Here is a 26,312-nt window from a genome sequence, read left to right on the forward strand (position 1 = left end):
CTATCCGCTCAACCGTTCCAGCGGGGATTGTCGATGACGGTCGGCTTGCCGTCGCGCTCGACCATCAGTTTGCGGAAGCCTTTGCTTTCGATTGTACCGTAGTCGTGGCCGGCATTGCCAGGAAAGGCGAAGAAGGTGACCAGCGGCTCGGTTGGATGAACGTTGATCGAGCGATGCGCCCAGCGCCCTGGCACATATACCGCCTTGCCGGGAAGGAACTCCAGCCACTTGGTTTCGCCTTCCGGCGTTTCCATCATCATGTAGCCATGGCCGCGCAGGCAGTAGTACACTTCCGCCGTGTCGATGACGGTATGAAAGTGACCCTTGGTCATGTGATATTCGTCACCGACCTTGCCGGGATAGGTGATCGATGTGCCATAGGCGACGTCCTTTTCGCTGTCCGGTACACCCATGTCGTAGAATTCATAGAGCAGCGAATCGCCGTTCGCCAATTGCGCCTCGAAGGCAGCTTCATCGTGAAACATACCTTTCATCTTGGACAATGTGCGGCGGATGGGCTCGCGCGTTGAGCTCAGGCCGTTGTTGAGATTAAATTCGTGAAGGCTGGGAAATACGGTTGTCATTTCTTTGTCCTTTCAGGCAGTTGCGTCACGGGCGATGCGGCTCAAGGCCTCGAAGGCTGGCCCGGACATGGGGATGTCGATGTCGAAAACTTCGGCGATGACGCGCGTCCATCCGTGGATGAAGTAGACCCACCCGTCATGGACCGTGAGGTTGCGCGCTTGCTCCGCCGCGCGGGCCTGGTCGAGGAAAACGAGGTCGCCGCGGTAATTGAATTCCCAGATGAGGCCGTTCTCTGGAAAACGGACCGCGTCGGTGAGCGGTGACCCGGGACCATCCTTGCCAAGGCCGGTGGCGTTGACCACCATTGAGCCCGCAGGCAATTCGCCGACCACTTGATCCGCTTCCTCGGACGTGGGCGCAAGCCGGTATTCCATTGGGATCGAGAAGCCGATCTCGCCGTGAACATGGCGCATCTCGGCGAGCGAAGCCTCGCGCCGGGCAGTTACGACCAGGCGCGCGGGAACGTCGCCGCCGGCCTGCTTCTTGTTGTGCAGGTAGAGGGAAAGCGCCAGCGAGGAGCCGCCGGAGCCGAGAACGCAGAGCGGCGCGCCGGTTTTCGTCCAGTAACCGTCCGGCACGATCGCCTCGAAGCTCGCCCCCGCCGTAATCGGGTCCTTGGCGTGGCCGACGAGGAGGCCGCCGCGTTTCGAAATCGAGCTGATCTCGTGCAGGGTGCGGGCATAGGGATCGAGATTGTCAAAAAGATCGCGCGATGCTTTCAGCAGATTGACCTTGTGGGTCGTTACCAACGCACCCAGCGACAGAGGATCGGCCTTGATAAATTCCACCGCGCCGCGATAGGCGACCGGATCGGAGTTAGGCGCGAAATCGATGCCCTTCATCTCGGCATCGAGATCGAGATGCGCCGACCAGGCCGGAAAGACCTTCATGATCGACGATTTTCCGGTGGTGACCCCGATGAAATACATCGTGCGCCGGGTTGCGGGGGCGTATTGCATCAGAGCGTCCTCATTCGTGCTCGGCCCAGTCCCGCGACCGGTCAACAGTGCGGCACCAGCCGTGATAAAGATGGTCGGCGGATGCGCGATCCGTCGAAGGCTGAAATTCCCGGTCGAGCGCGAAGGCGGTATGCAGTTCGGCCATATCCTTCCAATAACCGACCGCAAGACCCGCCAGGAACGCTGCACCACGTGCCGTGGTGTCGATGACCTTGGGCCGCAGCACCCGCACTCCGAGCTGATCGGCCTGGAACTGCAGCACGAAATTATTCATCGCCGCCCCGCCATCGACCTTGAGTTCGGCGAGCGCGATCCCGGAATCAGCCTCCATCCGGTGGATCACGTCGCGGATCTGGTAGGCCATCGATTCCAGCGAGGCGCGGATCAGGTGATTTCGGTTCGCGCCGCGCGTGATGCCGACGATTGTGCCGCGCGCGTACTGGTCCCAGAAAGGTGCTGACAGTCCATTGAAGGCCGGCACGATGTACACACCGTTCGTATCGGGCACCTCGAGTGCGGCAGCTTCCGTTTCCGATGCGCTATGAATAATTTTCAGCTCGTCGCGCAGCCATTGGACCACTGAACCGACGGAAAACAGCGTCCCTTCCAGCGCGTACTCAAGCTTCCCGCCGAGTCGCCAGGCGACCGTTGTAAGCAGACCGTTTTCCGATGTGCGGATCCGAGCGCCCGTGTTCATCAGGAGTGTGCCGCCGGTCCCATAGGTCGCCTTGACCATGCCCTCGGTAAAGCAGGACTGGCCGAAAAGCGCGCCCTGCTGATCGCCGATCGACGCTGCGACCGGGATCTCCGCACCAAAGAGATCGGGATCGGCGAACCCATAAACCTCGGAACTGTCGCGCACATCGGGTAGGATGGAACGCGGCACGTTCAGCTCGGCCAGAAGACGCTCGTCCCAATCGCCGGTATGGATGTTGAACAGAAGTGTCCGCGAGGCGTTCGAAGCATCTGTCACGTGCGCCTGACCGCCTGTCAGGTTCCAGATCAGCCACGTATCGATCGTGCCTGCTGCTAGTTCACCGCGTTCTGCTCGCTGGGGCGCACCGGGTGTGTTTTCAAGGATCCAGGCAAGCTTGGTGCCCGAGAAGTAGGCATCAATGACAAGGCCAGTCGTCTCCTTGACATAGGGTTCAAGTCCCCTCGCCTTCATCTGATCACAGATGCCGGCGGTGCGGCGGTCCTGCCAGACGAGCGCATTGTGAAGCGGGATGCCCGTCTTGCGGTCCCAGATCAGGCATGTCTCGCGCTGGTTGGTGATGCCGATTGCTGCGACTTGGGCCGCGTCGATGCCGGCGTTGTGGATCACTTCCCGTGCGACAGAGAGTTGGGTTGACCAGATCTCGTTGGCATCGTGCTCGACCCAGCCCGGGCGTGGATAGATTTGCCGGAACTCTCGCTGCGCGAGCGAGACGATGTTGCCAGCCCTGTCGAACAGGATCGCCCGCGCGCTGGACGTTCCTTCGTCCAGCGCCATGACATAGCGCTCCATCATAATGTCTTCCTCCCAGAAATGCGTCAGTCGTTCGGCTTGAACAGAATCTTGTGATACCGGCCGAAATTTCGCTCTTTTAGCGCCTTGAAGATGGATGGCGCCTCCTCCAGGGCCACCCTGTGCGTGATGAGCGGATCTACCTTCAGGCGCCCGTCAGCAAGCAAGCTGATGATGTCAAACCACTCCTTTCCAGGAAATGGCAGCGAATAGGAATTCCACGATCCTATGACCTCGAGTTCCTCGCGCACAATCCGCGCAAACGCCTTCTCCGCGAAGGTCACGTCGCCATAGGCTGTTCCGTAGAGCATGATCGCGCCCTGCTTGGCGGTGACCATGATGGATAGGTTGCGGCCCGGCTCAGAGCCCGCGCATTCCAGTGACACTGCAACGCCGCGCCCCCCTGTCGCCTCATGTACCCGTGCGAGCACATCGTCGCGCGACGGGTTGAGGCAGAGATCCGCGCCGACCTCGCGTGCCAGCGACAGCTTATCGTCATCCACGTCGATGGCGATCAACGGCCGTGCGCCCGAAAGTTTGGCGAATTGCAGGGCGAAGTAACCGAGCGCTCCGCAGCCGACCACCGCAACAGCGTCGCCAAGCTTGACGTCGAGCTTGTGGATACCATGCAGGATGATCGCCGCAGGCTCGATGGTCGCCGCAACCTCGTACGGTACGCTGTCGGGCACCTTCAGCACGTTAGTGAAGGGTGCGCATATGTATTGCGCGAAGGCGCCATCGCTGCGCGAACCCATAAAGCCATAGTCATCACAGAGGTGGAACTTTCCCGCCTCGCACCACTGGCATTTGCGGCAAGGCATAAGCGGCGCGACGGCCACTCGGTCACCGATCTTCAGATGGCCGACGGACGCACCGACCTTTTCCACCCGCCCAGCGAATTCATGGCCGGGAATGGTTGGAAAGTTATAGGTACCCGTCATCATGACGCGGCCAATATCAGAACCGCAAATGCCGGCAGCCTTCACTTCAACCAGAACGTCACTGGGTCCGATCTCGGGGATAGGCACGTCCTCTACCCGCAGATCGCCGGGTGCATGTAATACTGCCGCTTTCATTGCAGCCTCTCCTCCTGCGGACAAATAATGGTTTTCATGCCCCTGCCGGACAAAGCGTGGTCGAAGGCGGCAACTGCCTCGCACATGCCAAAACGATGGGTCACAACTTCAGTCACGCGGACCTGGCCGGTCTCAACGAGCCGGAGCGCCCGCGCATAATCCTCGATGCTGGAGCCGGTCGAACCCAGGAGCTTCAGGCCCCAGTAGTGGACCTTGTTCGTATCGAGTTCGACGAGCGTTCCCTTGTTAAGACCGGAAAAGAAATTGATCCGGCCGAGCCGCGCGAGACAAGACAGTGCCTGAACCTGCAGTTCAGCCGCGGGAGCACAGGTCAGCGCGACATCGACGCCGTGGCCGCCCGTCAGGCGCATCACTTCATCGACGACGTCGACCTTGCTCGAATCCACGGTATGCGTAGCCCCCAGCGGGGCAATCTCCTCCAGTCGTTCGGCGCGACGGCCGACGACGATCACCTGCCGGGCGCCATAGGCACGGGCAAGCTGGAGGAACATGCCGGCTATCGGCCCCGTTCCCAGGATCAGCACCCGATCCTCCGGCGTCACCGAAAGGTCCTTCCAGGCGTTGAAGCAGCACGACAACGGCTCGACGAGCGAGGCTTCTTCATAGCTCATCGTCTCGGGAATCTCGAAAAGGTTGCCGCCCGAGATGGCTCCGGCCGTGACGATCATATGCTGCTGGAAGCCACCATCTATGTCGATACCGAAGGCTTTGTAATCGGGGCACATATTGTTGAGCCCCTTGCGGCACATGTCGCAGTGCCCGCAGCCGATGTTCGGAACCACCGAAACCCGCTGTCCCAGCCGCCAGTGCGAAACGTGCTGGCCGATCTTGATGATCTCGCCTGCGAGCTCGTGACCGAGCACACGCGTGTCGTTTACACCGACGCGAAAATGGCCGCCGCGAAGGACCTTGGTGTCCGTGCCACAGATCGAGGCAGCAAAGACGCGAACCAGCACCTCATCGTCCCGGGGTTCCGGTTGAGGTCTCTCATCGAGAGCGATCCGGCCTTGACCCTTATATACGGCGGCCTTCATTGGCTTAGACCTCCATGCCGTAGCGGTGAGCCTTATGGGTCGGGTAGAGGGAGATTGTCGGAATGGTAACGTCGGGCGTGCGGGTGGCAACGTAGAGGGCCAGCCACGCGACATTGTCGACGTCTATGCAGGAGGCATGGATGCCTTCCTTAATTTCCTTCTCGTCCAGCCAGCCATCGACATAGGCTTCCAGGTCGCCGTCATAGAGACCCTTGTCGATGATCTCCGTCATCGGAGTCTTGACGTGGCTCGGATTGAGGACGGTGACGCCGATCTTCTTGTCTTTGCCTTCCAGAAGAATGTTTTTGGAGAAACCCAGCATACCATGCTTCGAGGCGCGGTAAGGGCTGTGACCTGGGCCTGAGGCGACACGCGTGGACGACGAGCCCATGTTGATGATGCGGCCGCCCTCGGCCTGCTTTTCCATGTAGATGAATGCTTCACGGCAGCAGAGGAAAACCGCTGTGAGGTTCGGGCCGATCGTCTTGTTCCACTCTTCCAACGTGACGCGAGTAACCGGCGGAGCGAGGCTGTCTCGACCGGCGGAATTGACCACCACGTCAACGGATCCGAACGTATCGTTCACCTGCTTAAAGAATGAGCGGACCGTCTCCTCTTCACAAACGTCCGCAAAGATCGGAAGGACAGTTCCGCCTTCGGCCTTAATCTCGCCGGCCACCCGCTCCAGGCGCTCACGATCGAAATCGACCATAGCGACCTTGGCGCCGTTTTGGGCATAGATTCGGGCGACAGCTTCGCCGATTCCGGATGCCGCGCCCGTGATAATGCAGGATTTGCCTCTGAGAGACAGACCCTCGGATAGGGTATTGCTGGCCATTCTAAACCTCCGTGTTCGCTCCTCTCGGAGCTTGTTTTCGTTGTCGTTGAATACGGCTTCACCCCTTACGGGCGAGTGCGACGGCATCCTCCGTCAGACGAGAAATCTCTTCGAAATTCCCGTCGCGAATGAGTTTGGCATCCACCATCCATGAACCGCCGCAAGCCAGGACGGCAGGCACTGTGAGGTAGAATGCGAGATTGGCTGGACTGATGCCGCCCGTTGGCACGAAGCGCATGCCTGGATAGGGACCTGTGAGCGCCTTGATGAACGGTATGCCGCCAGTCGGCTCGGCCGGAAAAAACTTCACCGTTTCCAGCCCATAGACCATCGCCTGCTCGACACCGGTCGGATTGTTCACACCCGGGATGATCGGCAATCCTGCGCTCTGCGCGGCTTCGACGATCGCCGGATTGAACCCCGGGGTAACGATGAATTGGGCGCCAGCAGCCCCGGCATCGGCAAGCTGCTCTTGAGTGAGGACCGTCCCGGCACCAACAAGCATGTCCGGTACATCCTTGCGCATACGGGCAATTGCTTCGGCGGCAGCAGGCGTCCGGAAAGTAACCTCGGCCACGGTAAGGCCGCCCTTCAGCAACGCCTTGGCCAATGGCACTGCATCATCGGCCCGCTCCAGCACTACGACCGGCAGGAGGCGAGCGGCGGCAATCCGTGCCTGAATATCTGTTGCAGCAACCACCTCACGGCCCCTCGATCAAATTTGTTTCGGTGTAATTTTGATAGAATGAAATTCGTTATTGCGCAACAGCAAAAAAAATGATTTTTATTTTTTACGACAGGTGGACTTCTGTATTGCGGACGATCTGCGTCCCAAGACGAGTTTTCCTCCAGAAGCGAGCGGATCAGATAGAAGCGGTGGAGATATGATAAAGGCTGTCTTGTGGGACATGGATGGCACGCTGGTTGACAGCGAGGACATTGCCGTCGATGCGCTCGGCCTAGCAATGACGGAGGCCGGGTTGACCCCGCCGACGGATCTGAAAGAGCGCGTCGTCGGCCGCTCGTCCGATGATATCTATCGTTACGTCGTCGAGACATTCGGCCTGAAAGCCAGCCCAACCGACTGGGAGCGGCGCAAGCACCATTTCTACTTCCGCGCCGCCGGAGCGTTGCGGGGATACGATGATGCCATTGAGACGTGGAGGAGATTCGACGCCGTGGGCATACGTCAGGCGGTGATTTCCAATAGCGATCGCGCCATCATGGATATTAATCTGCGCGCTGCCGGCCTTGTTCGTCCCGGTCTGATAACCGTGGCACGCAATGATGTCCTGCACGGCAAACCGCATCCTGAAGGCTATTTGCGCGCCGTCTATCTCCTGGGGGTCAATCCCAGCGAATGCATCATTGTGGAAGACAGCGTAAGCGGAGCCGCAGCCGCCGAGGCGGCGGGGATCGAGACTGTCTTCGTTCCCCACAGCCACAGCGAGGCGCCCCAAGGCGTTAGAGCACTTTGCTCCATGCGGCTGTTTGGAGACGAAATACTCGCGCGTCGATAATATTAACTGTGGGGGGGCTTCATCGCGGGCTTATGAAGGTGGCGGTGAGATGGCTTCAAACGTGGCGTGGTCGACCAGCGGGGCGGCGCTGCTAATATCAAGCGGTTGCAGAGCATCACATGCAAGCACACGAGGTTGCCTAAAACCTCTGTGGGCAATGCGACTATCTACGCTATGCCACCCTTCCCGCGGCCGCTGACCCAGGTCCCAGTCCCAACTTCACGCCCCGGCCGGGCCAGTCAACCTTTGTGACGGTGGCGCCGACCATGTCATATTCCTTCTTCGGACTCTCGCGGCAACGCATCGAACTCTACTTGAAAACATCGGCGTCAGGCCCAACCCCGAAGTGACCTGAACGCCGGGCTCCAGTTGCCGAACATCGCACGCAGATAATGCGAGGACGGCCCGCTTTGCCAATCGACAGACCAGCCATAGTTCCAACCGCTGCGCCCCGGAGCGGCTTTCCCACACAAATCGGCTCAATTTTCACTATTCGGAGGCCGGGCAGTGCAAAACTTCGTCCAACGCGCGGACCGCCCGGCAAGTTGTGAATCCTGTTAAGCCCGAATGCCCCATTTGCGAGCTTCCAGAAGGCTGTCCATTCGGTCCTGGCCAAGGAAGCTATTGAACAGTCTCTTCAAGCTCTCATACACGTATTGGCAACGAGCGGCGTTTTAACGTGCCATATTGAACCACCTGTTGAAGACACGCGAATCATGTTGTGGCGTTAAGCGCCATGCCCGATGACACCGAAAGCCGCCGGACAACTGCCGAAAGCCTCAGATCTGAACGACCCGATTGCCCGGATTGGGGCCGGATTTCAGGCGCGCGAGTGCTTCCGGCAGCGCTTCGAAAGTGGCGGTTTCAACGATCTGGGGATCAAAGCGGCCTTCGGCAATATCCTTGGCGATGGCGGCTCCAGCCGCGACGAGATTGCCCCATTGCCGGTCGTCTGCATGGTTGTGCATGGCGTTAAGGCCGACCTCATGCAGGGAGATCGTGGTGGTGAAGGCCGGCAGGGGAGCCTGTTCCTGCCGGTCCTGAATGCAGACGAGATGGCCGTTTGCCGTCAGGAGCGGTGCAAGCGAGGTGGCGTGCGCACCGCTCACCATATCAAAGACCGCCTGCAGTGGCTGGACACGGGTCTTTTCCTGGATTTCCGCGCGCCAGGGCGGACGGTGATAATCCGTCACGGTGGCGGCGCCCAAGCGCAGCACCCGCGTGGCCTGAGACGCGGAGCAGACGGCGTGGACAATCCAGCCGCGTGTGCGCGCAAGCTGCAGCAGCGCGCCGCCGACAGCACCGGAGGCGCCGGTCACCAGGACATGCGCGCCGGGGCCGAGCGGAACCTTGGAGATTGCCTGGAAGGCCGTCAGCGCCGGGCACGGGATGGTAGCGGCGGCGGCAAAGGGTAGCGCGGCCGGCAGCGGGATCAGCGCTCGCGCCGGTACGACCGTATATTCGGCAAAGGAACCAGGGCGCACGAGATCGTTGTGATAGGCGACCCGGGCACCGCGGGCGATATGCTGCACGCCCTCGCCCAGCGCCTCCACCTCGCCCGCGCCGTCGACCCCCGGAACATGCGGCCATTCCCAGGCAGGATGACCCCACTCGATGAATTTCCAGTCGACGGGATTAAGACCGATGGCGCAGTTGCGCACCAGCGCCTCGCCCCTGCCCGGCTTTGGCCGCGGCCGTTCTTCCAGCCGCAGGACGTCAGGTGCGCCGGTTTCGTGATGAACCCAAGCTTTCATTGTCATTCTCCTTTCAGCAAACGGAATAGCCGCCGTCGATCGGCAGCATGGTGCCCGTGACATAGGCTGCGTCGGGCGACAGCAGGAAACGGATGACCGAAGCGACCTCGGACGGCTGCGCCCAGCGCCCCATCGGAATGCGGCCGTTGATACGCGCGGCGCGTTCAAGGTCTGCGCGTGCCCGCGCCGACATGCGCGTCTCCACCCAACCCGGCGCCACGGAATTTACCCGCACCCCCTTCGACGCCCAGGCAACGGCCATCGAGCGGGTGAGCGCCGCCACCGCCCCCTTGCTCGCCGTATAGGCCGGCGCGCCAGCCGAGCCGAAGATCGCCCACATCGACGCGAGCATCACAATGGAACCACGGGCCACCTCCAGACGCGGCAAGAGCGCATTTGCAAGCGCGAAGCCGGCGCTGACATTGACCTGCATGACGGCATCGAAATCCGCGATCTGCCATTCCCGCTCATGACGCAGGATGCCCGCGCAGTGAACGAAACCGTCTAAGCCCTCTTCGCTATCAATGGCCGCAAGGATGGCGTTCGTATTTGTCACATCTGCTTTATGGAAGCGAATGCCTTCCGGCAGGTCGTCGTCGCGATCAAGGCCGACCGCGATTACCCGCCAGCCTGCGGCTAATAGGGACTCCGCGGTGGCGCGGCCGATGCCGGTTCCACCACCGGTGATAAGGGCGAGTGGGTGTGGCTTGATCATACGCTAATCCTCCGATTTGGGGCCTTTTCCTCGACGCGCGTGATGGCAGTCACGAGTGTTTGCGCTTCGAGTTTGAATGGCATGTTCTTTATGTGACGGACGGCAAGCGTCGCGTCGGCAAGGGCGGCCAGTTGAGCACGCGATGGCGCACCGAGACCCATGTCCTGCAGTGACAACGGGAGCCCGAAAATCTTATAGAGCCGCATCAGTTCAGGCGGGGGCTCTAGGGCCAGCGCCTCGAAATGCACGATCAACGCCCAGGCGACCTGGATACCGTGCAGCACGCTGCCGCCGCCCGGCAGAAGCGGGATGCCGCGCGTCAGCGCATGAGGCAGCGAAAGGCCACCGCTTTCGAAACCGAGGCCAGCCATGAGGATCATCGCTTCCACGGCCGCGTCGAAATCGTCGGTGACCGTGCCCGTTCCCACGACCGCCCAGGCGCCGGCGCCGTGCTTCAAAAGCGTCTCGTAGCAGGTGTTGGCGATCTGGTGAGCAAGCCGTGTCGAGCGCGCCATGAACATCGTGCCTCCGCCACTGTTGAAACAGGCATCCGCCTCGAATTTCTTGGCGAGCGCATCACCCATTCCTGCGCTGAACAATGCCTTGGGCGCCTTGGATAGGATATCGGTATCGACGATGACGAAATCCGGATTGCGCATGAGATGGCGCACTTCGAGCATTCGGTGGCCGTCTTCGTAGAGGACGAAATTCTTCGAGGTCGGCGCGTCGTTGGAGGCTACGGTTGGCAGGGTGATGAGACCGGAGCCGATGCGTTCGGCCAGCGCCTTGCCGGCATCGATCGCCCGGCCGCCGCCGGCCGCAAGCACCGCCGCGACCGGACCATCAAGCTGCGCCTGCAAGTCCGCGCCGGTGTTCGCGCCGAGATGTCCGGCAAAGGGCAGGATCTGAAGGTCCACGCCAGCAGCTGCGCAGTTTTCCTCCACCTGTCCGGCCAGCATGTCGCGGATCGTCGCGTCGATGACGAGCACCGCGCGCGCACCCAGTGTAGCGGCGCAATCCCCCACCAGTCGCCAGGCGCCCTGCCCCTGGATATAACGCCCCGGTGCGCCGAAGACGGTGACGCGCGTATCGAACATCTCCATGATGGGTTTGTGTTGCAACGGCATTTCGGTTTCCTCCGCGGATTCGCGTTTACGTGATATATGATATATTTTAAAGAAGTATCGTTTTCACCCGTGAGGAGGCTCCATCAATGGATCGACGCATTACCGGCACGACGCACGTCGTCGTGCATCTCGCCTACCCATCCCATCACCTGCGCACGCCGACCTATTTCAACGCTTACTGCGCCGAGCACGGCCACGACGCCGTGCTCGTGCCTTGGCAGGTCGCGCCGGAAAATCTTGCGGCCGCCTTCGAGGGGCTGCGCCGGATCGACAGCCTTGCCGGCGTCATCGTCACCATTCCGCACAAGACGAGCGTCGCCGGCCTGTGCGACAGCCTTTCGGACACGGCCGGCTTCCTCGGCGTCGCCAATGTCGCGCGCCGCACCCCAGATGGCCGCTTCCACGGCGAGATGTTCGACGGCGCGGGTTTCGTGCAGGGTCTCGTCCGGGAGGGCCGGAGTATTAACGGCCGGAACGCCCTGCTGCTGGGCGCCGGCGGTGCGGCCACGGGCATCGCCGAGGCGCTGGTGCGGGGCGGCGTTGCCCGTCTCGCCATCGCCAACCGTTCCATGGACAAGGCCGAAGAGCTCGCCGTGCGGCTGCGTAGCGCCTTTGCCGGCCGCGATATCGTCGCGGCTCCCGCCGATGCACGCGGTTTCGACCTCGTCGTCAACGGCACCTCGCTCGGCATGAAGGCCGGCGATCCGCTGCCGGTCGATCCTGAAACGCTGGAACCGGGCGCTCTGGTGGCCGAGGTCGTGATGGAACCCGACGTCACGCCTTTGCTGCGGCTGGCGTCGAAACGGGGATGCGGAACGCATAGGGGCGTGCATATGATCACCGGACAGATCGAGTTGCTGGCAAGGTTTCTGCTGGACGAACCGGGCGCCTGAGCGCCCGGCATTCGCCTCAGGTGCGCTTCGTCTCGCCGCTGATATTCTGCAGCAGCACGGCGAAGACGATGATGACGCCCTTGATGATCTGCTGCGGATAGGCGGGCACCGACAAAAGGTTCATGATGTTGCCGATCAGGCCGAGGATGAGGACGCCGATCATCGTGTTGATCACCGACCCCTTGCCGCCCGAGAGCAAGGCGCCGCCGATGACGCAGGCGGCGATCGCATCGAGTTCCAGACCGAAGCCGGTATTGGCCGTGCCGACCGCCGTGCGTGCGGTCGCCACCACGCCGGCCAGCGCCGAAAGCCCGCCGGCGATGGCATAGACGAGGAATTTGTAGCGCGCGACCGGGATGCCGGCGAGGCGCACCGCGACCTCGTTCGAACCGGTGGCGATGACGAGCCGGCCGAACTTGCTCTGCGCCATGAGGACGACGAACAGCACGATGAAAACGAGCGCGATCAGCACCGGCCAGGGCATGCCGATGCCGGGCAGCGCGCCACTGCCGAAGGCGCGCATCAGATCGGCCGCTCCCGTATCCCGCGGAAAGCGCACCGGCTGCCCGTTCGACATCATGAAGGCGATGCCGCGCGCCACCGTCATCATCGCGAGCGAGGCGATGAACGGCGCCATGCGGAAGAACGCGACGAGCGCACCCGTCACCGCCCCCAGCAGCGCGCCGGCGGCAATGGCCGCTACGATGCCGACGAAGAGACCGACGGCAGCCTGCGACGGCAGATAGGGCAGCAGCATCGCGACCACCATGGCCCCGATGGCCGCCAGCGCCCCGACCGACAGGTCGATGCCGCCGGTCAGGATCACCAGCAGCATGCCGATGGAGACGAGCGCCAGGGGCACGAGCTGGCGCAGCAAGTTCCACAGGTTCTGCGGTGTCAGGAATACATCCGACAACAGCGCGGAGGCGACGACGAGCAGCGCCAGCATCAGGAAGATGTTGTAGCGGATCAAGAAGGTGGCGATACCGGTATTCTTTTGCATGAGGGTCACGCCTCCATTCCCATGGCGAGGTCGATGATGGCTTCCTCGCTGATTTGATGTTTGAGAAGTTCGCCGGCGACCGCGCCCTGGCGCATGACGACGACCCGGTCCGACATGCCGATAACCTCCAGCATGTCGGAGGAGACCATGATCACGGCGGCACCCGCCTCGGCGAGTTCGTTCATCACGCGGTAGATCTCGATCTTGGCGCCGACATCGACGCCGCGCGTCGGCTCGTCAAAGATGAGCACGCGGCACTTGGCGGCGATCCATTTCATGATTGCCACCTTCTGCTGGTTGCCGCCCGAAAGCGTTCCGGCAGAAATGTCGATGCCGGCCGACTTCAGGCGCAGACCCTTGGCGATCTCCTCGACGGCGGCGATCTCTTCGCGGTTGCGGATGAAACCGAAGGCCGAGATGAAGGGATTGGCCGGCGTCATCATGGCATTGATGCGGATTGGCAGGTCGAGCAGCACGCCCTGGTGCTTGCGGTCCTCCGGCAGCATGCCGATGCCGTTGGCGACAGCCTCGCCCGGTGAGGCGTTGACGATCTCGCGACCCGCCAGCCGGATGCGGCCGGACTGGAGGGGATCGGCACCGAAGATGGCGCGCATGGTTTCCGTGCGCCCGGCCCCCACCAGCCCGCTCACGCCGAGAACCTCTCCGGCCCGGACGAAAAAGGAGACGTCACGCACCATCGGCCCGGCATTGAGGCCTTCCACTTCAAGCAAGGCCTCACCCACCGTCGCCTTGCGCGGCGGAAAGAGATCGGACAGTTCCCGGCCGATCATCTGGCGCACGAGGCCCTTCTGGTCGATCGCGTCGATCGGCCAACTGCCGACGGTCTGGCCGTCCTTCAGCACCGTGACCCGGTCGCAGAGCGTAAAAATCTCCTCCAGCCGGTGCGAGATATAGAGAATGCAGACGCCGCGCTCGCGCAGCAGGCGGATGAGGCGGAAGAGTTTTTCCGTTTCATGGCGAGTCAGCACGGCGGTCGGTTCGTCAAACACCAGGATCCGGCTATCGCGCGACAGTGCCTTGCAGATCTCCACCACCTGCTGATAGGCGACCGGCAATTCGCCCGCGGGCTGCATCGGGTCAATGTCTTCGAAACCCATGTCGGAGAGCAGCGCGCGGGTCCGCCGGACCATCTCCGACCACGGGACCCGAATGCCGGGCCGTCCCAGTTCTTCGATCAGCACGTTCTCTGCCACGGAGAGATGGCCGGCAAGAGAGAATTCCTGGTAGATGACGGATATGCCCCTGATAATCGCCTCGTGCGGTGAGGTGATATCGGCGGGCTGACCGTCGAGACGGATCTCACCGGAATCGCGCCGGTAGGCGCCGGCCAGGACCTTCATCAGGGTGGACTTGCCCGCCCCGTTCTCGCCCATCAGGCCATGGACCTCGCCGCCGAACGCTTCGAGGCTTGCGCCCTGCAAAGCCGCGACGCCGCCGAAGGCCTTGTCGATCTGCAACATCGAAAGATGCATCTGCTTCTCCTCCCCGAACGGCATCGCCGGCTCTCCGGCGATGCCCAGGATCAAGCCGTCAGCCGCGGATCTGCGGGATCGTGCGGAAGGGCGGAACCTCGTATTTGAAGAACGGGTTCGACTGGTCGGGATCGATCAGACTGTCGACATTCTCCTCGGTGATGATCTCAGCCGGGAAATAGGAGCCGAGCGGCAGGTTGTTGGCGTCGAAGCCCTTGCGGAAGATCTCGTTGATCAGCACCATCACGCCCTCGCCCGTGGCACGGCCGCTGTTGGCGCCGGTCACGAGAAGGTCGCCGCTCTTGACGAGATCGAGTGCGACGCGGAAACCGTCGGCAGCGCAGGCAACCGGGATCTGGCCCTTCTTGCCGATGTTCTCGATGGCCGTCAGCGCGCCGATACCCATGAAGTCGTTTTCGGCGAGCATCAGGTTGATGCGGTCGCCATGGCCGGCGAGCAGGTCTTCGGCACCCTTCAGGCCGCCCTCTTCCGTCCAGCCGCCCGGCTGGATGCCAACGACCTCGAACTTGCCTTCAGCCCAGTTGAACGAACCCCCGGTCTTCAGGTCCTGGAACAGGTTGAAGCCCTTCAGCATCGCGTCCTCGCGGCTGAGACCGAGATTGAACTGGTTGGAACGCTCGAAGACGATGCCCGAGAGCAGGCCGGTGATGCGGCTTTCGGAGGTCGAATTGCCAAGCGTGCCGATGGTGACACCCGAGACGATCGCCGCGTCCTTGCCGATATGCTTAGCCGCATAGATGCCGGCCTCGAAGCCGTTGCCGAAGGGATTGGCGAGGACCGTCGAGACGAAGGGTCCCGAGGCATCCGGCACCGTGCCGAGTGCGATGACGGGAATGCCGGCATCGACGGCGCGCTGGGCGTCGGTCGCAGCGCCCGCCACGTCGGTCGGGTCGACCACGATCACGTCGACGCCTTTGGTGATGAACGAATCGAAATGCGCCGAGGTCTTGGACGGATCGCCGTCGGCCACCTGGATGTCGATCGTGTAGCCGCCGTATTCGGCGGCCTTGCGCTTGGCCGCTTCGACTACCTCTACGAACCAGGCATTGCCGAGCGTGATCTCGGTCCAGCCGATCACGATGTTCTTCGGGTCCTTCGGCGTCTTCGGCAGCGCCTTGACGATATGGGCGCGGTCGTCCATCTGCGGGTCGATCACGCCCGACAGCGCGGTGTTCGGCATGTGCGAGTAAAGCTCATGCTTTTCGGCGGCGAAAGCCGGACCGGACAGCGCCGTCAACAACAGCGCCGCGGCGGCGAGGTTTCCATAGGTCTTCATCTGCGTCCTCCTCCAGGATGGGCCGGCGACACTCCCGCGCAGGCCCGATTAAAATACATGATATATCTTAAATGCGGACAATCTCCCGCTGCCGACACATGCCCTCCGTCAGCCGATAGCTTTCAGCACCAGTTCCTCGATGCCCTTCGCGTCGAGCTTGTAGTGGGCGTAGAGATGGGTCGGCGGAGCGATCAGCGCGTATTCGTCATGGATGCCGTGACGGATGAGCCGCTTGCCGACGCCTTCGTCCGCCAACACCTCGGCAACGGCCGCCCCGAGACCACCGATGATATTGTGCTCCTCGATGGTCATCAGCAGCTTTGAACGGGCCGCCGCTTCGAGCACCGCATCACGGTCGATCGGCTTGACGGTCGCCATGTCGATGACGCCAACCGAACGGCCGGCGGCATTGAGCCGCTCGGCCACTTGCACGGCGGGGTGCACCGGCAGGCCGCAGGCGATGATCGTCAGTTCCTCGCCGCGCGCATGCTCTATGGCCTTGCCGAAGACGAAGTCGGCCTTGGGATCGTAGAGGTCCGGCTCACGGCCTCGGCCGGTGCGGAAGTAGATCGGCCGGTCGTGATCGATGCTGGCGCGGATCGCCGCCTCGAGCTGCGGGCCGTCGGCCGGCGACACCACAGTCAGGTCGGCGATCGAGCGCATCGTGCCGATGTCCTCGGTGGCGTGATGCGAGGTGCCGTAGAAGCCCATGGAAATGCCGGTGTGGTGGCCGATCAGGCGCACCGGCAGGGCGCAATAGGCAACGTCCATGCGGATCTGCTCGCAGGTGAGCAGACCAAGGAACGAGGCGAAGGTGGCGACATAGGGCATCATGCCGGTCGTCGCGATGCCGGCGGCGGCAGAAACCATGTTCTGCTCGGAAATGCCGAAGCCGACATAGCGGTCCGGGTAGCGCGCCGCGAAACGGTTGAGGCCATTGGAATATTGCAGGTCGGCCGACCCCGCCATGACGGGATGGCCCGCCTCCACCAGCGAGATCAGGCCGTTCGACAGATGGTCGAGGCCAGGATTCTTCTGGTTCAGTTCACGGTAGTGCCAGGAATTCGGAGACTGGGGACGTGCGAGGGCTTGGCTCATGTCAGATCACCTTCGAAAGGATTTCGGCGCGGGCGGCGTCGGCGTCGCTCGGATCGAGATAGCCGAGATGCCAGCCGGGCTCGGTCTCCATGTAGCTCACGCCCTTGCCCTTGAGGGTGCGGGCGATGATGCAGCACGGACGCGTGCGGGCTTCATCTGCCTTCGCCCGGCGCAGCGCCGCCGTCAGTTCGGCGATGTCGTGGCCATCGACGACATGCACCTCCCAGCCGAAGGCACGCCATTTCTCGTCGAGCGGCTCGATGCCCATGACATCGTCCACGGCACCGTCGAGCTGATAGCCATTGCGGTCGACGATCGCGACCAGGCGGTTGAGCTTGTGGTGCGCCGCCCCGATGGCAGCCTCCCAGACCTGGCCTTCCTGCATCTCGCCGTCGCCCAGCATGACGAAGGTGGTGAAGCTGCGGCCCTGCATGCGCCCGGCGAGCGCCATGCCGAGTCCATTCGACAAGGCATGACCAATGGAGCCGGAGGAAAAGTCGACGCCCGGCACCTTGCGCATGTCGGGATGGTCGCCGAGCGGATTGCCGAAGCGGGTATAGCCGTTCAGCACATCCACCGGCAGGTAGCCGAGATCAGCAAGGATCGGGAACAACCCGACGGCCGCATGGCCTTTGCCCATCAGGAAGCGGTCGCGGTCGGCCCATTTCGGGTCGTCGCTGAGCCGCATCACATCATAATAGAGCGCGGCGAAAATCTCGGCCGCCGAGAAGACGGACGTGTAATGGCCGACCTTGGCGATCTCGATCAGGCGGATCGTTTCCAGCCGCACGAACTGCGCCCGGTCGCGAAGCCGCGCGATGGTCTCCTCGTCGGGGCGAAAATCATTTCTCAGTGCCGAATTCAATCTGCGTCCTCCCTGCGCTCGTTGCCCAATGGCAGCAACATTCGCTTGCCTGAGGGGATTTAACATCATATATCATATATGTCACGCACAAATTTAGGGAGGAGAGCATGACCCTTCAACTGTCGAAATCCGACATCCTTGGAATCCGCAACCGCCTTGAAATCAAAGGCCAAGCCTTTATCGACGGCCGCTTCGTCGATGCGGCATCCGGCGAAACCTTCGATAATATCTCGCCGCGCGACGGCCAGGTGATCGCCAAGGTGGCGGCGTGCGATACCGCCGATGTCGACCGTGCGGTCACAGCCGCCCGACGTGCCTTCGAGGCCGGCGTCTGGCGCGACCGCTCCCCAAAGGAGCGCAAGAAGGTCCTGCAGCGTTTCGCGGCCCTGTTCGAAAAGCATATGGACGAACTGGCGGTGCTGGAAACGCTCGACATGGGCAAGCCGATCAGCGAGAGCCGGACCATCGACGTCAATGTCGTGCTCGACACGCTGGAATGGTATGCCGAGTGCCCCGACAAGCTCTACGACGAGATCGCGCCGACCGGCCCGAACCAGCTTGCCATCATCACCCGCGAGCCGGTGGGCGTCGTCGGCGCTGTGGTGCCCTGGAATTTCCCGATGCTGATGGCGACCTGGAAGCTCGCCCCGGCGCTTGCCATGGGCAATTCCGTCATTCTCAAGCCCGCCGAACAATCGCCGCTGACGGCGATCCGCATGGCGGAACTGGCGGCAGAAGCCGGCATTCCGGACGGCGTCTTCAATGTCGTTCCGGGCTTCGGCCCCACCGCCGGCAAGGCGATGGGCATGCATATGGATATCGATTGCCTCGCCTTCACCGGCTCGGGCGGGGTGGGCAAGCTCTTCCTGCAATATGCCGGCCAGTCGAACATGAAGCGCGTCTATCTGGAATGCGGCGGCAAATCGCCGAACATCATCCTCGACGACGTACCGGAACTGCGGGCCGCCGCCGAGCGCGCCGCCACCGCGATTTGCTTCAACCAGGGCGAAGTTTGCGTCGCGCCGTCGCGCCTCATCCTGTCGGAACGGATCCAGGACCAGTTCCTCGATATCGTCGTCGATACCGCCAAGTCGATCCGGCCGGGCGACCCGCTCGACCCTGAAACGAAGCTGGGCGCGCTGGTCGAGGACGGCCACCGCTCACGTGTCGAGAGCTATATCGCCAAGGGTCGCGAGGAAGGCGCGCGCCTGGTGCTTGGCGGCGAGCGGCCGGAGACCGGTCTTGACGGCTACTATGTCAACCCCACCATCTTCGCCGACGTCAAGAACTCGATGACGATTGCGCGGGAGGAAATCTTCGGACCGGTCCTGTCCGCCATCACCGTGAAGGATGACGAGGAAGCCGTGCGGGTCGCCAACGATACGAACTACGGCCTGGCCGCCGCAGTCTGGACACGTGACCTCTCACGCGCCCACAAGATTTCCCGCAAGCTGCGGGCCGGCAGCGTGTGGGTCAATTGCTACGACCACGGTGATGTCACGGTGCCCTTCGGCGGCTTCAAGCAATCCGGCAACGGGCGTGACAAGTCCCTTCATGCGCTCGACAAATATACCGAGCTGAAGACGACCTGGATCGAACTCTAAACCACTAGGAAGGCGGCTCCGGCCGCCTTCGCATCTTCGGATAGGATAATATGAGCACTCAAGACACCTATCAGATCACCCTGCCGACGCGTGTGAGATTCGGCCCCGGCTCCATCGAAGTCCTCCCGCAGGAAACCGTGAAGCTTGGCCGCCGCGCCTTTTTCCTTGTCGATCCATTTCTCAAGGGCTCCCCCCTTGGAGGCAGGATCGTCGATGGACTTGCCGCAGCAGGCATCGAAGCCCGTCTCTGGCATGACATCGTACCCAATCCACGCGCGGCGACCTGTGACGTTGCCGCAGCGGAGGCTCGCCAGTGGCAAGCTGATGTCATCATCGCGGTCGGCGGTGGCTCGACCATCGATGCTGCCAAAGCTGTTTCGCTCGCAGTGACGAATGGCGGCCCATCCTGGGACTTCACCGCCCGCACCAACGCCATGGTCCGCCAGCCGGAGAAACGCGGGCTGCCGCTGATCGCCGTGCCGACCAATGCCGGAACGGGCGCGGAAGTCACACCCTTCGCCGTGCTCTCCAATCCCGACCTCAAACTGAAGGCCACGATAATCCACCCCTTCTGCTACCCGGATGTGGCGTTGATCGATCCGGCTTTGCATCTCACAAAGCCGCCACGTCTCACTGCGTCGACAGGCATCGACACCTTTCTGCATGCTTTCGAGGGCTATATCGGCAACCGGCCAAACAGCTGGACGGACGTGTTCTCGATCCGCTCCATGGAGCTGGTCGCCACCTACCTGCCGCTCGCCTGCGCCGACCCGTCGAATCTGGAGGCTCGCATCCGGATGGCCGAAGCCTGTTACATGGCAGGGGTGACTCTCGGCAATATTGGCGTCGGCATACCTCACGCGCTCGGCCAAGCGCTAGGCGCGCTTAGGGATACCCCGCACGGCGAGAGCTGCGCCGCCTTTCTCCTTTCCACCGTGCGCTGGACACTGCCGCATGCGGGCAAACGGCTGGCAAGGGTGGCTACGATCTTCCAGCCGGACTTGGCTGGCCTGACGGAGGCCGAACAGGCCAGTGCGCTGCCGGAAGCCCTCCATGGCTTCTTCTCGGCAGTCGGCCTTTCGAGCGGGATTGGCTCGCTGGGCCTTCAGCGGAACGAAACTGACGCCTTGGTGGAGATTGCGATGACGAACTACGGGCAGGACGTCGCCTGCTCGCTCAGGCCGGCCGATCGGAACGACCTGCGGACTATCGTGCTGGCGAGCTTCTGAAAAGAGCATCGGGCGGTCAGACCGCCCGTTTCTTTTCCAGCCAGTCGACGAGGACCTTTCCCCAGATGATGTCTTCCTGCATTGCGGCGCGCGCGCCTGCCGCGTCGCGCTTGCCCAGTGCTCGCAGGAGATCGTAGTGCTTGTGCGCGCCGCTTGTCAGGTCCCTCACCGGCACAGTGATGTGGAACGTCCGCAGAAGCGGTCCCATCAGCGTCCACATGTTCTCGACAGTCGCAAAGACTAGCGGCATGCCAGCGGCCGCGACGACGGCGAAATGGAACTGCCGGTTGATCAGCGACGCCTCCTGTGGATCCTCTCCAGCCGCCACGCGGAAAGCTTCCTGAAGGTTTTCCAGATTGGCGAGTTCCTTCGACGTAATGCGCTCGGCGGCAAGTGCTGCCGCTTCGCTTTCAAGATGGTAGCGGATGAACTGGATCTCGCGCAGTTCATCCGGCGCCAGATTGCGTACGTGGATAGCGGTCGCCGCCTTCATTTCCAGCGCGTGCTCGCTAACAAGGCGAAAAATCGCCTCGCGCACCGGGGTGATTGATACGCCCAGTTCCTCGGCAAGGCTGTTGATGCGGAGCCGTTCACCCGGTTCGTAGCGTCCGTCCATCAAGGTTTCGCGGATCGCCGTATAGACCTGTTCGGAGAGGTTGCCACGGTCCAGTTTGTTCAAGCTCGTCATAGGCACCTCCGTCTGCACCGACCGCCCTGCGTCGGTTTCCGACCCCATCCAACCTCAGGCGTTGCTTGGCGGCAATGGGTCGATGCCGCGGATTATGTCCGACGCCTTTTCGCCGATCATTACGGCCGGCGCATTAGTATTGCCCGAAATCAATGTGGGCATAATCGAGTTGTCAACAATTCTGAGATTTCTCAAGCCCCGTACACGCAATTCCGGGTCGACGACCGCCATATCATCCGTTCCCATCCGACAGGTGCCGACAGGGTGATACACTGTCTTTCCCTTCGAGCGGATATAAGATTGAAGTGTCGCCTCATCCTGGATGTCCGGACCGGGGAAGGCTTCGCTCTTTTCGACGAAGGGGGCAAAGGCCGGTTGGGCAAGGATGTCGCGTGCGAGCCGGAGCCCTTTGACGGAAAGGCGCATGTCCTCCGGATGGCTAAGATAGCGCGGATCGATTATCGGGTGATCGGCGGGGTCGGTGGAGCGCAAGCGGATTTCACCGCGACTCAGCGGCCGTAACACGCACGGGTTGATCGTCGCCCCTGCTCGCTTGATCTGCTCCTGGTCGCTATCCATGAAGACAATCGGCACAAAGTGCATCTGCACGTTCGGCTCGTCCTCCATGTCGTCGACATTGACGAAGGCGCAAGCCTCCGTGACGTTCGACATGACCGGACCCGACTTGAAAAGCAGATATTGCAGACCGTTACGCATCGAACGGAAGAACGTATCTTCACCGAAATAACCATATCGGCCGGTGCAGTAGCGGATCGCGGGAAATTCCAGGTGATCCTGCAAGTTCTGGCCGACGCCCTCAAGGCGGTGATGCATGGCGATACCGTGGCGCTTCAATTCATCCTCCGGCCCCACACCTGAGAGCATCAGGAGCTTCGGCGTCTGCACGGCGCCCGCCGAAAGGATGACCTCCTTCTCCGCACGGATCGTGCGCAGCGCGCCGTCCTGCCGGTATTCCACGCCGACTGCGCGGTCGCCCTCAAAAAGGATGCGGGTGACGAAGCAGCCGGTCTGGATGTCGAGATTGCCGCTGGCCAGCGCCGGACGCAGATATGCGACGGCGGCGCTGCAGCGCCGCGCATTGCGCGTCGTTGTTTGGTTGTAGCCCACACCGCGTTGCCGGCGGCCGTTGAAGTCGGACGTGAAGGGTATGCCCGCCTCCTGAGCACCGAGTACAAATGCTCGCGTTAGCTCATTGATCTGCCGAAGATCGGAAACGCCAAGTGGGCCTTTCGTACCGTGATAGGCATCGGAAAAGCGGTCGTTGTTCTCCGCGCGCCGGAAGTAGGGCAGGACTTCTGAATAGGACCAGCCGGCCGCGCCGAGCGAGGACCAAGTATCGTAGTCGCTACGCTGGCCGCGAATATAAATGGTGGCGTTGACCGATCCACCACCGCCGAGCACCGCACCTTGCGGCATGATCGGCGAGCGCCCGGCAAGGCCGGCCTGTTCCTCGGTCTTGTAGTGATAGAGTAGCTTGGAATCGAGCAGCTTTACGAAGCCCGCTGGGATGTGGATCAGCGGATGGCGATCGCGCGGTCCACCCTCAAGGACCGTCACCTTTCCGGAGTTCGACATGGCCAGCCTTCCGGCAAGCGCACTGCCTGCCGAACCCCCGCCTACAATCAAATAATCCGTCACAATTTCCTCCCAGGAACGATTTCATATTCGGGCGAGCATTCGCCCTGCCTCAGGCGATACCGCCAAGGCAGACATATTTGATCTCGGTGAACTCCTCGATGCCGTAGCGCGAGCCCTCGCGGCCTAGACCGGAGAGTTTCACGCCACCAAATGGCGCTTCCGCCGTGGAGATCAGACCGGTGTTGACACCCACCATGCCGTATTCCAGCGCCTCGGCCACGCGGAACACCCGCGCCAGGTCCTTGGCGTAGAAATAGGATGCAAGGCCGAACTCCGTGTCATTGGCCTGGGCGATGACGTCGGTCTCGTCCGTGAAGCGGAAGAGCGGGGCGACGGGCCCGAAGGTCTCTTCCCTTGCCACGGCCATGTCCGGCGTGACGTCCGCGATCACGGTCGCCTCGTAGAAGGTGCCACCCAACGCATGGCGCTTGCCGCCCTGCACCACACGGCCGCCCTTCTTCACCGCATCCGCGACATGCTCCTCGACCTTCTCTAGGGCGGCATTGTCGATCAGCGGGCCAAGGATGACGCCCTCGTCGAAGCCGTTACCGGTCTTCAGCTTGCCGACGGCCGCCGCGAGCTTTTCGGAGAAGGCGTCATAGACACCCTCCTGCACATAGAGGCGGTTTGCGCACACGCAGGTCTGGCCGTTGTTGCGGAACTTGGCGATCAGGGCCCCCTCGACGGCCGCATCAAGATCGGCATCGTCGAACACGATGAAGGGGGCATTGCCGCCAAGCTCCAGACCGAGCTTCTTGATGGTCGGCGCGCACTGCTTGTAGAGTTCCGCACCGATCTCCGTCGAACCGGTGAATGTCAACTTGCGCACGGTCGGGTTCGCCGTCATTTCCGCACCGATCTCGCGGGCGGAACCGGTGATGACGGAGAACAGGCCGGCGGGCAGGCCGGCACGTTCGGCCAGCACGGCAATCGCAATGGCGGAGAACGGTGTCTGCGAGGCGGGCTTCAGCACCACGGCGCAGCCGGCAGCGAAGCCCGGGCCGGCCTTGCGGGTGATCATGGCGTTCGGGAAGTTCCACGGCGTGATCGCCGCCACAACACCGATCGGCTGCTTCATCACGAGGATGCGCTTGTCCTTCTGATGGCCGGGCACGATATCGCCATAGAGACGACGGGCCTCCTCGGCGAACCATTCGACGAAGCTTGCGCCATAGACGATCTCGCCGGTGGCTTCGGCCAGCGGCTTGCCCTGTTCCATGGTGAGGATGCGGCCGAGATCGTCCTTGTTGTCGATGATCAGCTCGAACCACTTGCGCAGCACGGCCGAACGTTCCTTGGCGGTCCGGGCGGCCCAGCCCTTCTGGGCCTCTGCCGCCGCCGCGATGGCCTCCTTCGTCTCCGCCGCGCCGAGCTTAGGTACATGGCCGACCAGCTCGCCCGTCGCCGGGTTCTTCACCGCGATGCCGCTCCCATCCGCTGAAATCCAACGCCCGCCAACCAGCGCGGCCTCACGCAGAAGACTCGGGTCCTTAAGGGTCATACGCTAGCTTCCCACTTTGCATGGCGTAATAATATATGATATATTTTAAAACACAAGACAGTCGCCTCTTGTAGAGTCACACTTTCTCGGTCTCGGTATAAGCGACGTCAGCTCCGGACACTGTTCGAGAAATCCGGGGCTAGTCTAGTATTGAGCCATCGGTGTCCCCAATCTGTGGTCGGGTAAAGACGCGATTTTGGGCTGCCGCATATAGTCCGGATCTGCATAAGGCAAGATATCGAGAGCGGGCTCCATTTGGAGTCCAGCTTTCCTTCAGTGACCGATATAAGCTTCCCTAACTCTACGATCGTTCAAGAGCTCCCGACCTGTTCCGGAAATCACAAAACGGCCATTCTCGAGGACATATCCATAGTCCGCAATGCCAAGGGCCAGATTGGCAAATTGCTCGACTAGGAGGATCGTTCGCCCCTGTTCGCGCAGTCGGACAACAATTCTGTAGACCTCTTCCACGAGCTTCGGCGCCAACCCCATCGACGGCTCGTCGAGAAGGATAAGCTCCGGCTTTGCCATCAAGGCGCGTCCGATCGCCAGCATCTGCTGCTCCCCACCCGAGAGCGTTCCGGCCATTTGCCTTGAACGATCCCGCAGACGGGGGAAGAGTGAGAACACCTCGTCCAGATCCGCCTTGAAATCTGGAGAGCCACGTCTACCCCGCCGGAAGGCGCCAAGCCGCAGATTATCGAGAACGGAGAGGCTAGCAAAAACGCGGCGCCCTTCAGGTGTGTTTCGGCATGGAATAAGGGCTCTGACTCATATGTGGAACGGCCCGATTAGCAAGATGGTTTCTGCGCAAATCCCCGTCGGACGGTGCAGTCATATGTCCGGCCTGTCAGCGCGGTCATAGCCGCTGGCCACGATGATATCCGCGATGCCGATCGCCAAATCACTTTCACGCGCTCGAAGCGCATTGCGTCAGACGGTCTGATCGGTATTGAACCGCCCCGGGTTTGCCGGAGGCTCCAACTTCCAAATAGGATGGAGCCATGACGAGCAAAACGACGAACAAGTTTTCCCCTGAGGTGCGCGAGCGTGCCGTGCGGATGGTGTTGGATCACGAAGCTGATCATTCCTCCCGCTGGACTGCCTGCCAGTCGATCTCCGCCAAGATCGGCTGTTCGGCGCACACTCTACTGGATTGGGTAAAGAGGGCCGAGATCGATGCCGGCAGGAGGGCCGGCTTGCCGACGGACACGGCCGAGAAGATAAAGGCTCTTGAGCGGGAGAACCGCGAGCTCCGGCAGGCCAATGAGATCCTGCGCAAGGCGAGCGCTTATTTTGCCCAGGCGGAGCTCGACCGCCCATTCAAACGATGATCGCGTTCATTGACGATCACCGCGAGGCGCATGGGGTCGAGCCGATCTGCAAGGTGCTGCCGATCGCCCCATCGACGTACCACGATCATGTCGCCAAGCGCACTGATCCCGCGAAGCTGTCGGCGCGGGCGAAGCGGGACCTGGAGCTCAAACCGGCGATCGAACGCGTCTTCGCCGAGAACTTCGAGGTCTACGGCGCGAGGAAGGTCTGGCGGCAGATGGTGCGGGAGGGCTTCAATGTCGCGCGCTGCACGGTCGAGCGGCTGATGGCCGATCTCGGCCTTCACGGTGTTGTTCGTGGCAAGCCGATCCGCACGACGGTGCAGGACAAGGCCGCGCCGTGCCCGCTTGACCATGTGAATCGGGTCTTCCACGCGCCGGCTCCGAACAAGCTCTGGCTCTCGGATTTCACCTACGGTGCGCCTCGTCCCGGATAGACCGGGGTGCATATGACTGGAATGCATTGAGAAAGGAGGTTTTGAAGAATGCCTGCTCCCTGCTGTGAGGGGGCA

The 26,312-nt window shown here is 62.0% G+C and carries 23 protein-coding genes, 1 pseudogene and 1 other annotated feature; of the genes and pseudogenes, 5 read left to right on the forward strand and 19 right to left on the reverse strand.

Annotated features, from left to right (window positions below; translation table 11 throughout):
- Window positions 1-8 precede the first annotated feature (8 nt).
- Genes EV665_RS27165 through EV665_RS27195 form a run of 7 tightly spaced genes read right to left on the reverse strand, consistent with a single transcriptional unit; the run spans window position 9 to window position 6,720 of the window.
- Window positions 9-584 (reverse strand): glucose-6-phosphate isomerase, encoded by a 576-nt coding sequence (locus EV665_RS27165; RefSeq protein WP_017277489.1) that lies wholly within the window; start codon window positions 582-584, stop codon window positions 9-11.
- A gap of 12 nt (window positions 585-596) precedes the next feature.
- Window positions 597-1,547, reverse strand: coding sequence for a shikimate dehydrogenase family protein (locus tag EV665_RS27170; RefSeq protein ID WP_162853174.1), 951 nt, complete (start codon window positions 1,545-1,547; stop codon window positions 597-599).
- Window positions 1,548-1,554: 7 nt separating this feature from the next.
- Window positions 1,555-3,054, reverse strand: coding sequence for a glycerol kinase GlpK (glpK, locus tag EV665_RS27175; RefSeq protein WP_210234685.1), 1,500 nt, complete (start codon window positions 3,052-3,054; stop codon window positions 1,555-1,557).
- 23 nt (window positions 3,055-3,077) lie between these two features.
- Complete coding sequence (locus EV665_RS27180) at window positions 3,078-4,127, reverse strand: galactitol-1-phosphate 5-dehydrogenase (RefSeq protein ID WP_133036494.1); 1,050 nt, start codon at window positions 4,125-4,127, stop codon at window positions 3,078-3,080.
- Window positions 4,124-5,182: a zinc-dependent dehydrogenase gene (locus EV665_RS27185; protein WP_133036495.1), complete on the reverse strand. Its 1,059-nt coding sequence runs from the start codon at window positions 5,180-5,182 to the stop codon at window positions 4,124-4,126. Before EV665_RS27185 ends, EV665_RS27180 begins: the two co-directional genes overlap by 4 nt.
- Before the next feature lie 4 nt (window positions 5,183-5,186).
- Entirely contained in the window at window positions 5,187-6,020 is an 834-nt protein-coding gene (locus EV665_RS27190; protein ID WP_133036496.1) for an SDR family oxidoreductase, read from the reverse strand.
- 58 nt (window positions 6,021-6,078) lie between these two features.
- Window positions 6,079-6,720 (reverse strand): bifunctional 4-hydroxy-2-oxoglutarate aldolase/2-dehydro-3-deoxy-phosphogluconate aldolase, encoded by a 642-nt coding sequence (locus EV665_RS27195; protein WP_133036497.1) that lies wholly within the window; start codon window positions 6,718-6,720, stop codon window positions 6,079-6,081.
- A 58-nt stretch (window positions 6,721-6,778) separates the two neighbouring features.
- Between EV665_RS27195 and EV665_RS27200 the strand changes: the two genes are divergently transcribed.
- Window positions 6,779-7,540: an HAD family hydrolase gene (locus EV665_RS27200; RefSeq protein ID WP_245507852.1), complete on the forward strand. Its 762-nt coding sequence runs from the start codon at window positions 6,779-6,781 to the stop codon at window positions 7,538-7,540.
- Window positions 7,541-8,319: 779 nt separating this feature from the next.
- Here the strand turns inward: EV665_RS27200 and EV665_RS27205 are convergent.
- From EV665_RS27205 to EV665_RS27215, 3 genes are read right to left on the reverse strand one after another with little or no spacing between them, the layout of a single operon-like run.
- A complete protein-coding gene (locus EV665_RS27205) occupies window positions 8,320-9,294 on the reverse strand; it encodes a zinc-binding dehydrogenase (RefSeq protein ID WP_133036498.1) in 975 nt (324 codons plus the stop codon).
- 13 nt (window positions 9,295-9,307) lie between these two features.
- Complete coding sequence (locus EV665_RS27210; RefSeq protein ID WP_133036499.1) at window positions 9,308-10,009, reverse strand: SDR family NAD(P)-dependent oxidoreductase; 702 nt, start codon at window positions 10,007-10,009, stop codon at window positions 9,308-9,310.
- A complete protein-coding gene (locus tag EV665_RS27215) occupies window positions 10,006-11,136 on the reverse strand; it encodes an iron-containing alcohol dehydrogenase (protein ID WP_133036500.1) in 1,131 nt (376 codons plus the stop codon). The genes EV665_RS27210 and EV665_RS27215 overlap by 4 nt, the downstream gene beginning before the upstream one ends.
- An 86-nt stretch (window positions 11,137-11,222) precedes the next feature.
- Between EV665_RS27215 and EV665_RS27220 the strand changes: the two genes are divergently transcribed.
- Window positions 11,223-12,029 carry a shikimate dehydrogenase family protein gene (locus tag EV665_RS27220; protein ID WP_133036501.1) on the forward strand — a complete coding sequence of 269 codons (807 nt, stop codon included), beginning with the start codon at window positions 11,223-11,225 and terminating at the stop codon, window positions 12,027-12,029.
- 16 nt (window positions 12,030-12,045) lie between these two features.
- On the opposite strand, the gene EV665_RS27225 is transcribed toward EV665_RS27220, so the two are convergent.
- From EV665_RS27225 to EV665_RS27245, 5 genes are all read right to left on the reverse strand, one after another.
- On the reverse strand, window positions 12,046-13,032 hold the full coding sequence (locus tag EV665_RS27225) for an ABC transporter permease (RefSeq protein ID WP_162853173.1): 987 nt from the start codon (window positions 13,030-13,032) through the stop codon (window positions 12,046-12,048).
- Window positions 13,033-13,037: 5 nt separating this feature from the next.
- Entirely contained in the window at window positions 13,038-14,525 is a 1,488-nt protein-coding gene (locus EV665_RS27230; protein WP_245507853.1) for a sugar ABC transporter ATP-binding protein, read from the reverse strand.
- Window positions 14,526-14,583: 58 nt separating this feature from the next.
- The gene (locus EV665_RS27235; RefSeq protein ID WP_133036504.1) at window positions 14,584-15,822 is read right to left on the reverse strand and encodes a sugar ABC transporter substrate-binding protein; all 1,239 of its coding nucleotides are present in this window, start codon (window positions 15,820-15,822) and stop codon (window positions 14,584-14,586) included.
- A 108-nt stretch (window positions 15,823-15,930) separates the two neighbouring features.
- Window positions 15,931-16,920, reverse strand: coding sequence for a transketolase family protein (locus EV665_RS27240; RefSeq protein ID WP_133036505.1), 990 nt, complete (start codon window positions 16,918-16,920; stop codon window positions 15,931-15,933).
- 1 nt (window position 16,921) lies between these two features.
- Window positions 16,922-17,785, reverse strand: a complete 864-nt coding sequence (locus EV665_RS27245) for a transketolase (RefSeq protein WP_133036506.1) — start codon at window positions 17,783-17,785, stop codon at window positions 16,922-16,924.
- A 107-nt stretch (window positions 17,786-17,892) separates the two neighbouring features.
- Between EV665_RS27245 and EV665_RS27250 the strand changes: the two genes are divergently transcribed.
- Complete coding sequence (locus EV665_RS27250; protein ID WP_133036507.1) at window positions 17,893-19,389, forward strand: aldehyde dehydrogenase; 1,497 nt, start codon at window positions 17,893-17,895, stop codon at window positions 19,387-19,389.
- A 50-nt stretch (window positions 19,390-19,439) separates the two neighbouring features.
- Entirely contained in the window at window positions 19,440-20,618 is a 1,179-nt protein-coding gene (locus EV665_RS27255) for an iron-containing alcohol dehydrogenase family protein (RefSeq protein WP_133036508.1), read from the forward strand.
- A 16-nt stretch (window positions 20,619-20,634) separates the two neighbouring features.
- On the opposite strand, the gene EV665_RS27260 is transcribed toward EV665_RS27255, so the two are convergent.
- The 4 genes from EV665_RS27260 to EV665_RS27275 form a co-directional block, all read right to left on the reverse strand.
- On the reverse strand, window positions 20,635-21,306 hold the full coding sequence (locus EV665_RS27260) for a GntR family transcriptional regulator (RefSeq protein ID WP_133036509.1): 672 nt from the start codon (window positions 21,304-21,306) through the stop codon (window positions 20,635-20,637).
- A 54-nt stretch (window positions 21,307-21,360) separates the two neighbouring features.
- Window positions 21,361-22,965 carry a GMC family oxidoreductase gene (locus EV665_RS27265; RefSeq protein ID WP_133036510.1) on the reverse strand — a complete coding sequence of 535 codons (1,605 nt, stop codon included), beginning with the start codon at window positions 22,963-22,965 and terminating at the stop codon, window positions 21,361-21,363.
- A 49-nt stretch (window positions 22,966-23,014) separates the two neighbouring features.
- A complete protein-coding gene (locus EV665_RS27270; RefSeq protein WP_133036511.1) occupies window positions 23,015-24,466 on the reverse strand; it encodes an NAD-dependent succinate-semialdehyde dehydrogenase in 1,452 nt (483 codons plus the stop codon).
- A 273-nt stretch (window positions 24,467-24,739) separates the two neighbouring features.
- Window positions 24,740-25,225: an ABC transporter ATP-binding protein gene (locus tag EV665_RS27275; protein ID WP_133036512.1), complete on the reverse strand. Its 486-nt coding sequence runs from the start codon at window positions 25,223-25,225 to the stop codon at window positions 24,740-24,742.
- 245 nt (window positions 25,226-25,470) lie between these two features.
- Here EV665_RS27275 and EV665_RS27280 point away from each other — a divergent pair.
- A pseudogene (locus EV665_RS27280) lies at window positions 25,471-26,216 on the forward strand (IS3 family transposase); the annotation flags it as partial.
- Window positions 25,755-25,871: a sequence feature (AL1L pseudoknot), on the forward strand. (Overlaps the previous pseudogene by 117 nt.)
- Window positions 26,217-26,312: the final 96 nt, after the last annotated feature.

The organism is Shinella granuli, assembly GCF_004341885.1.
Classification (GTDB): Bacteria; Pseudomonadota; Alphaproteobacteria; order Rhizobiales; family Rhizobiaceae; genus Shinella; species Shinella granuli.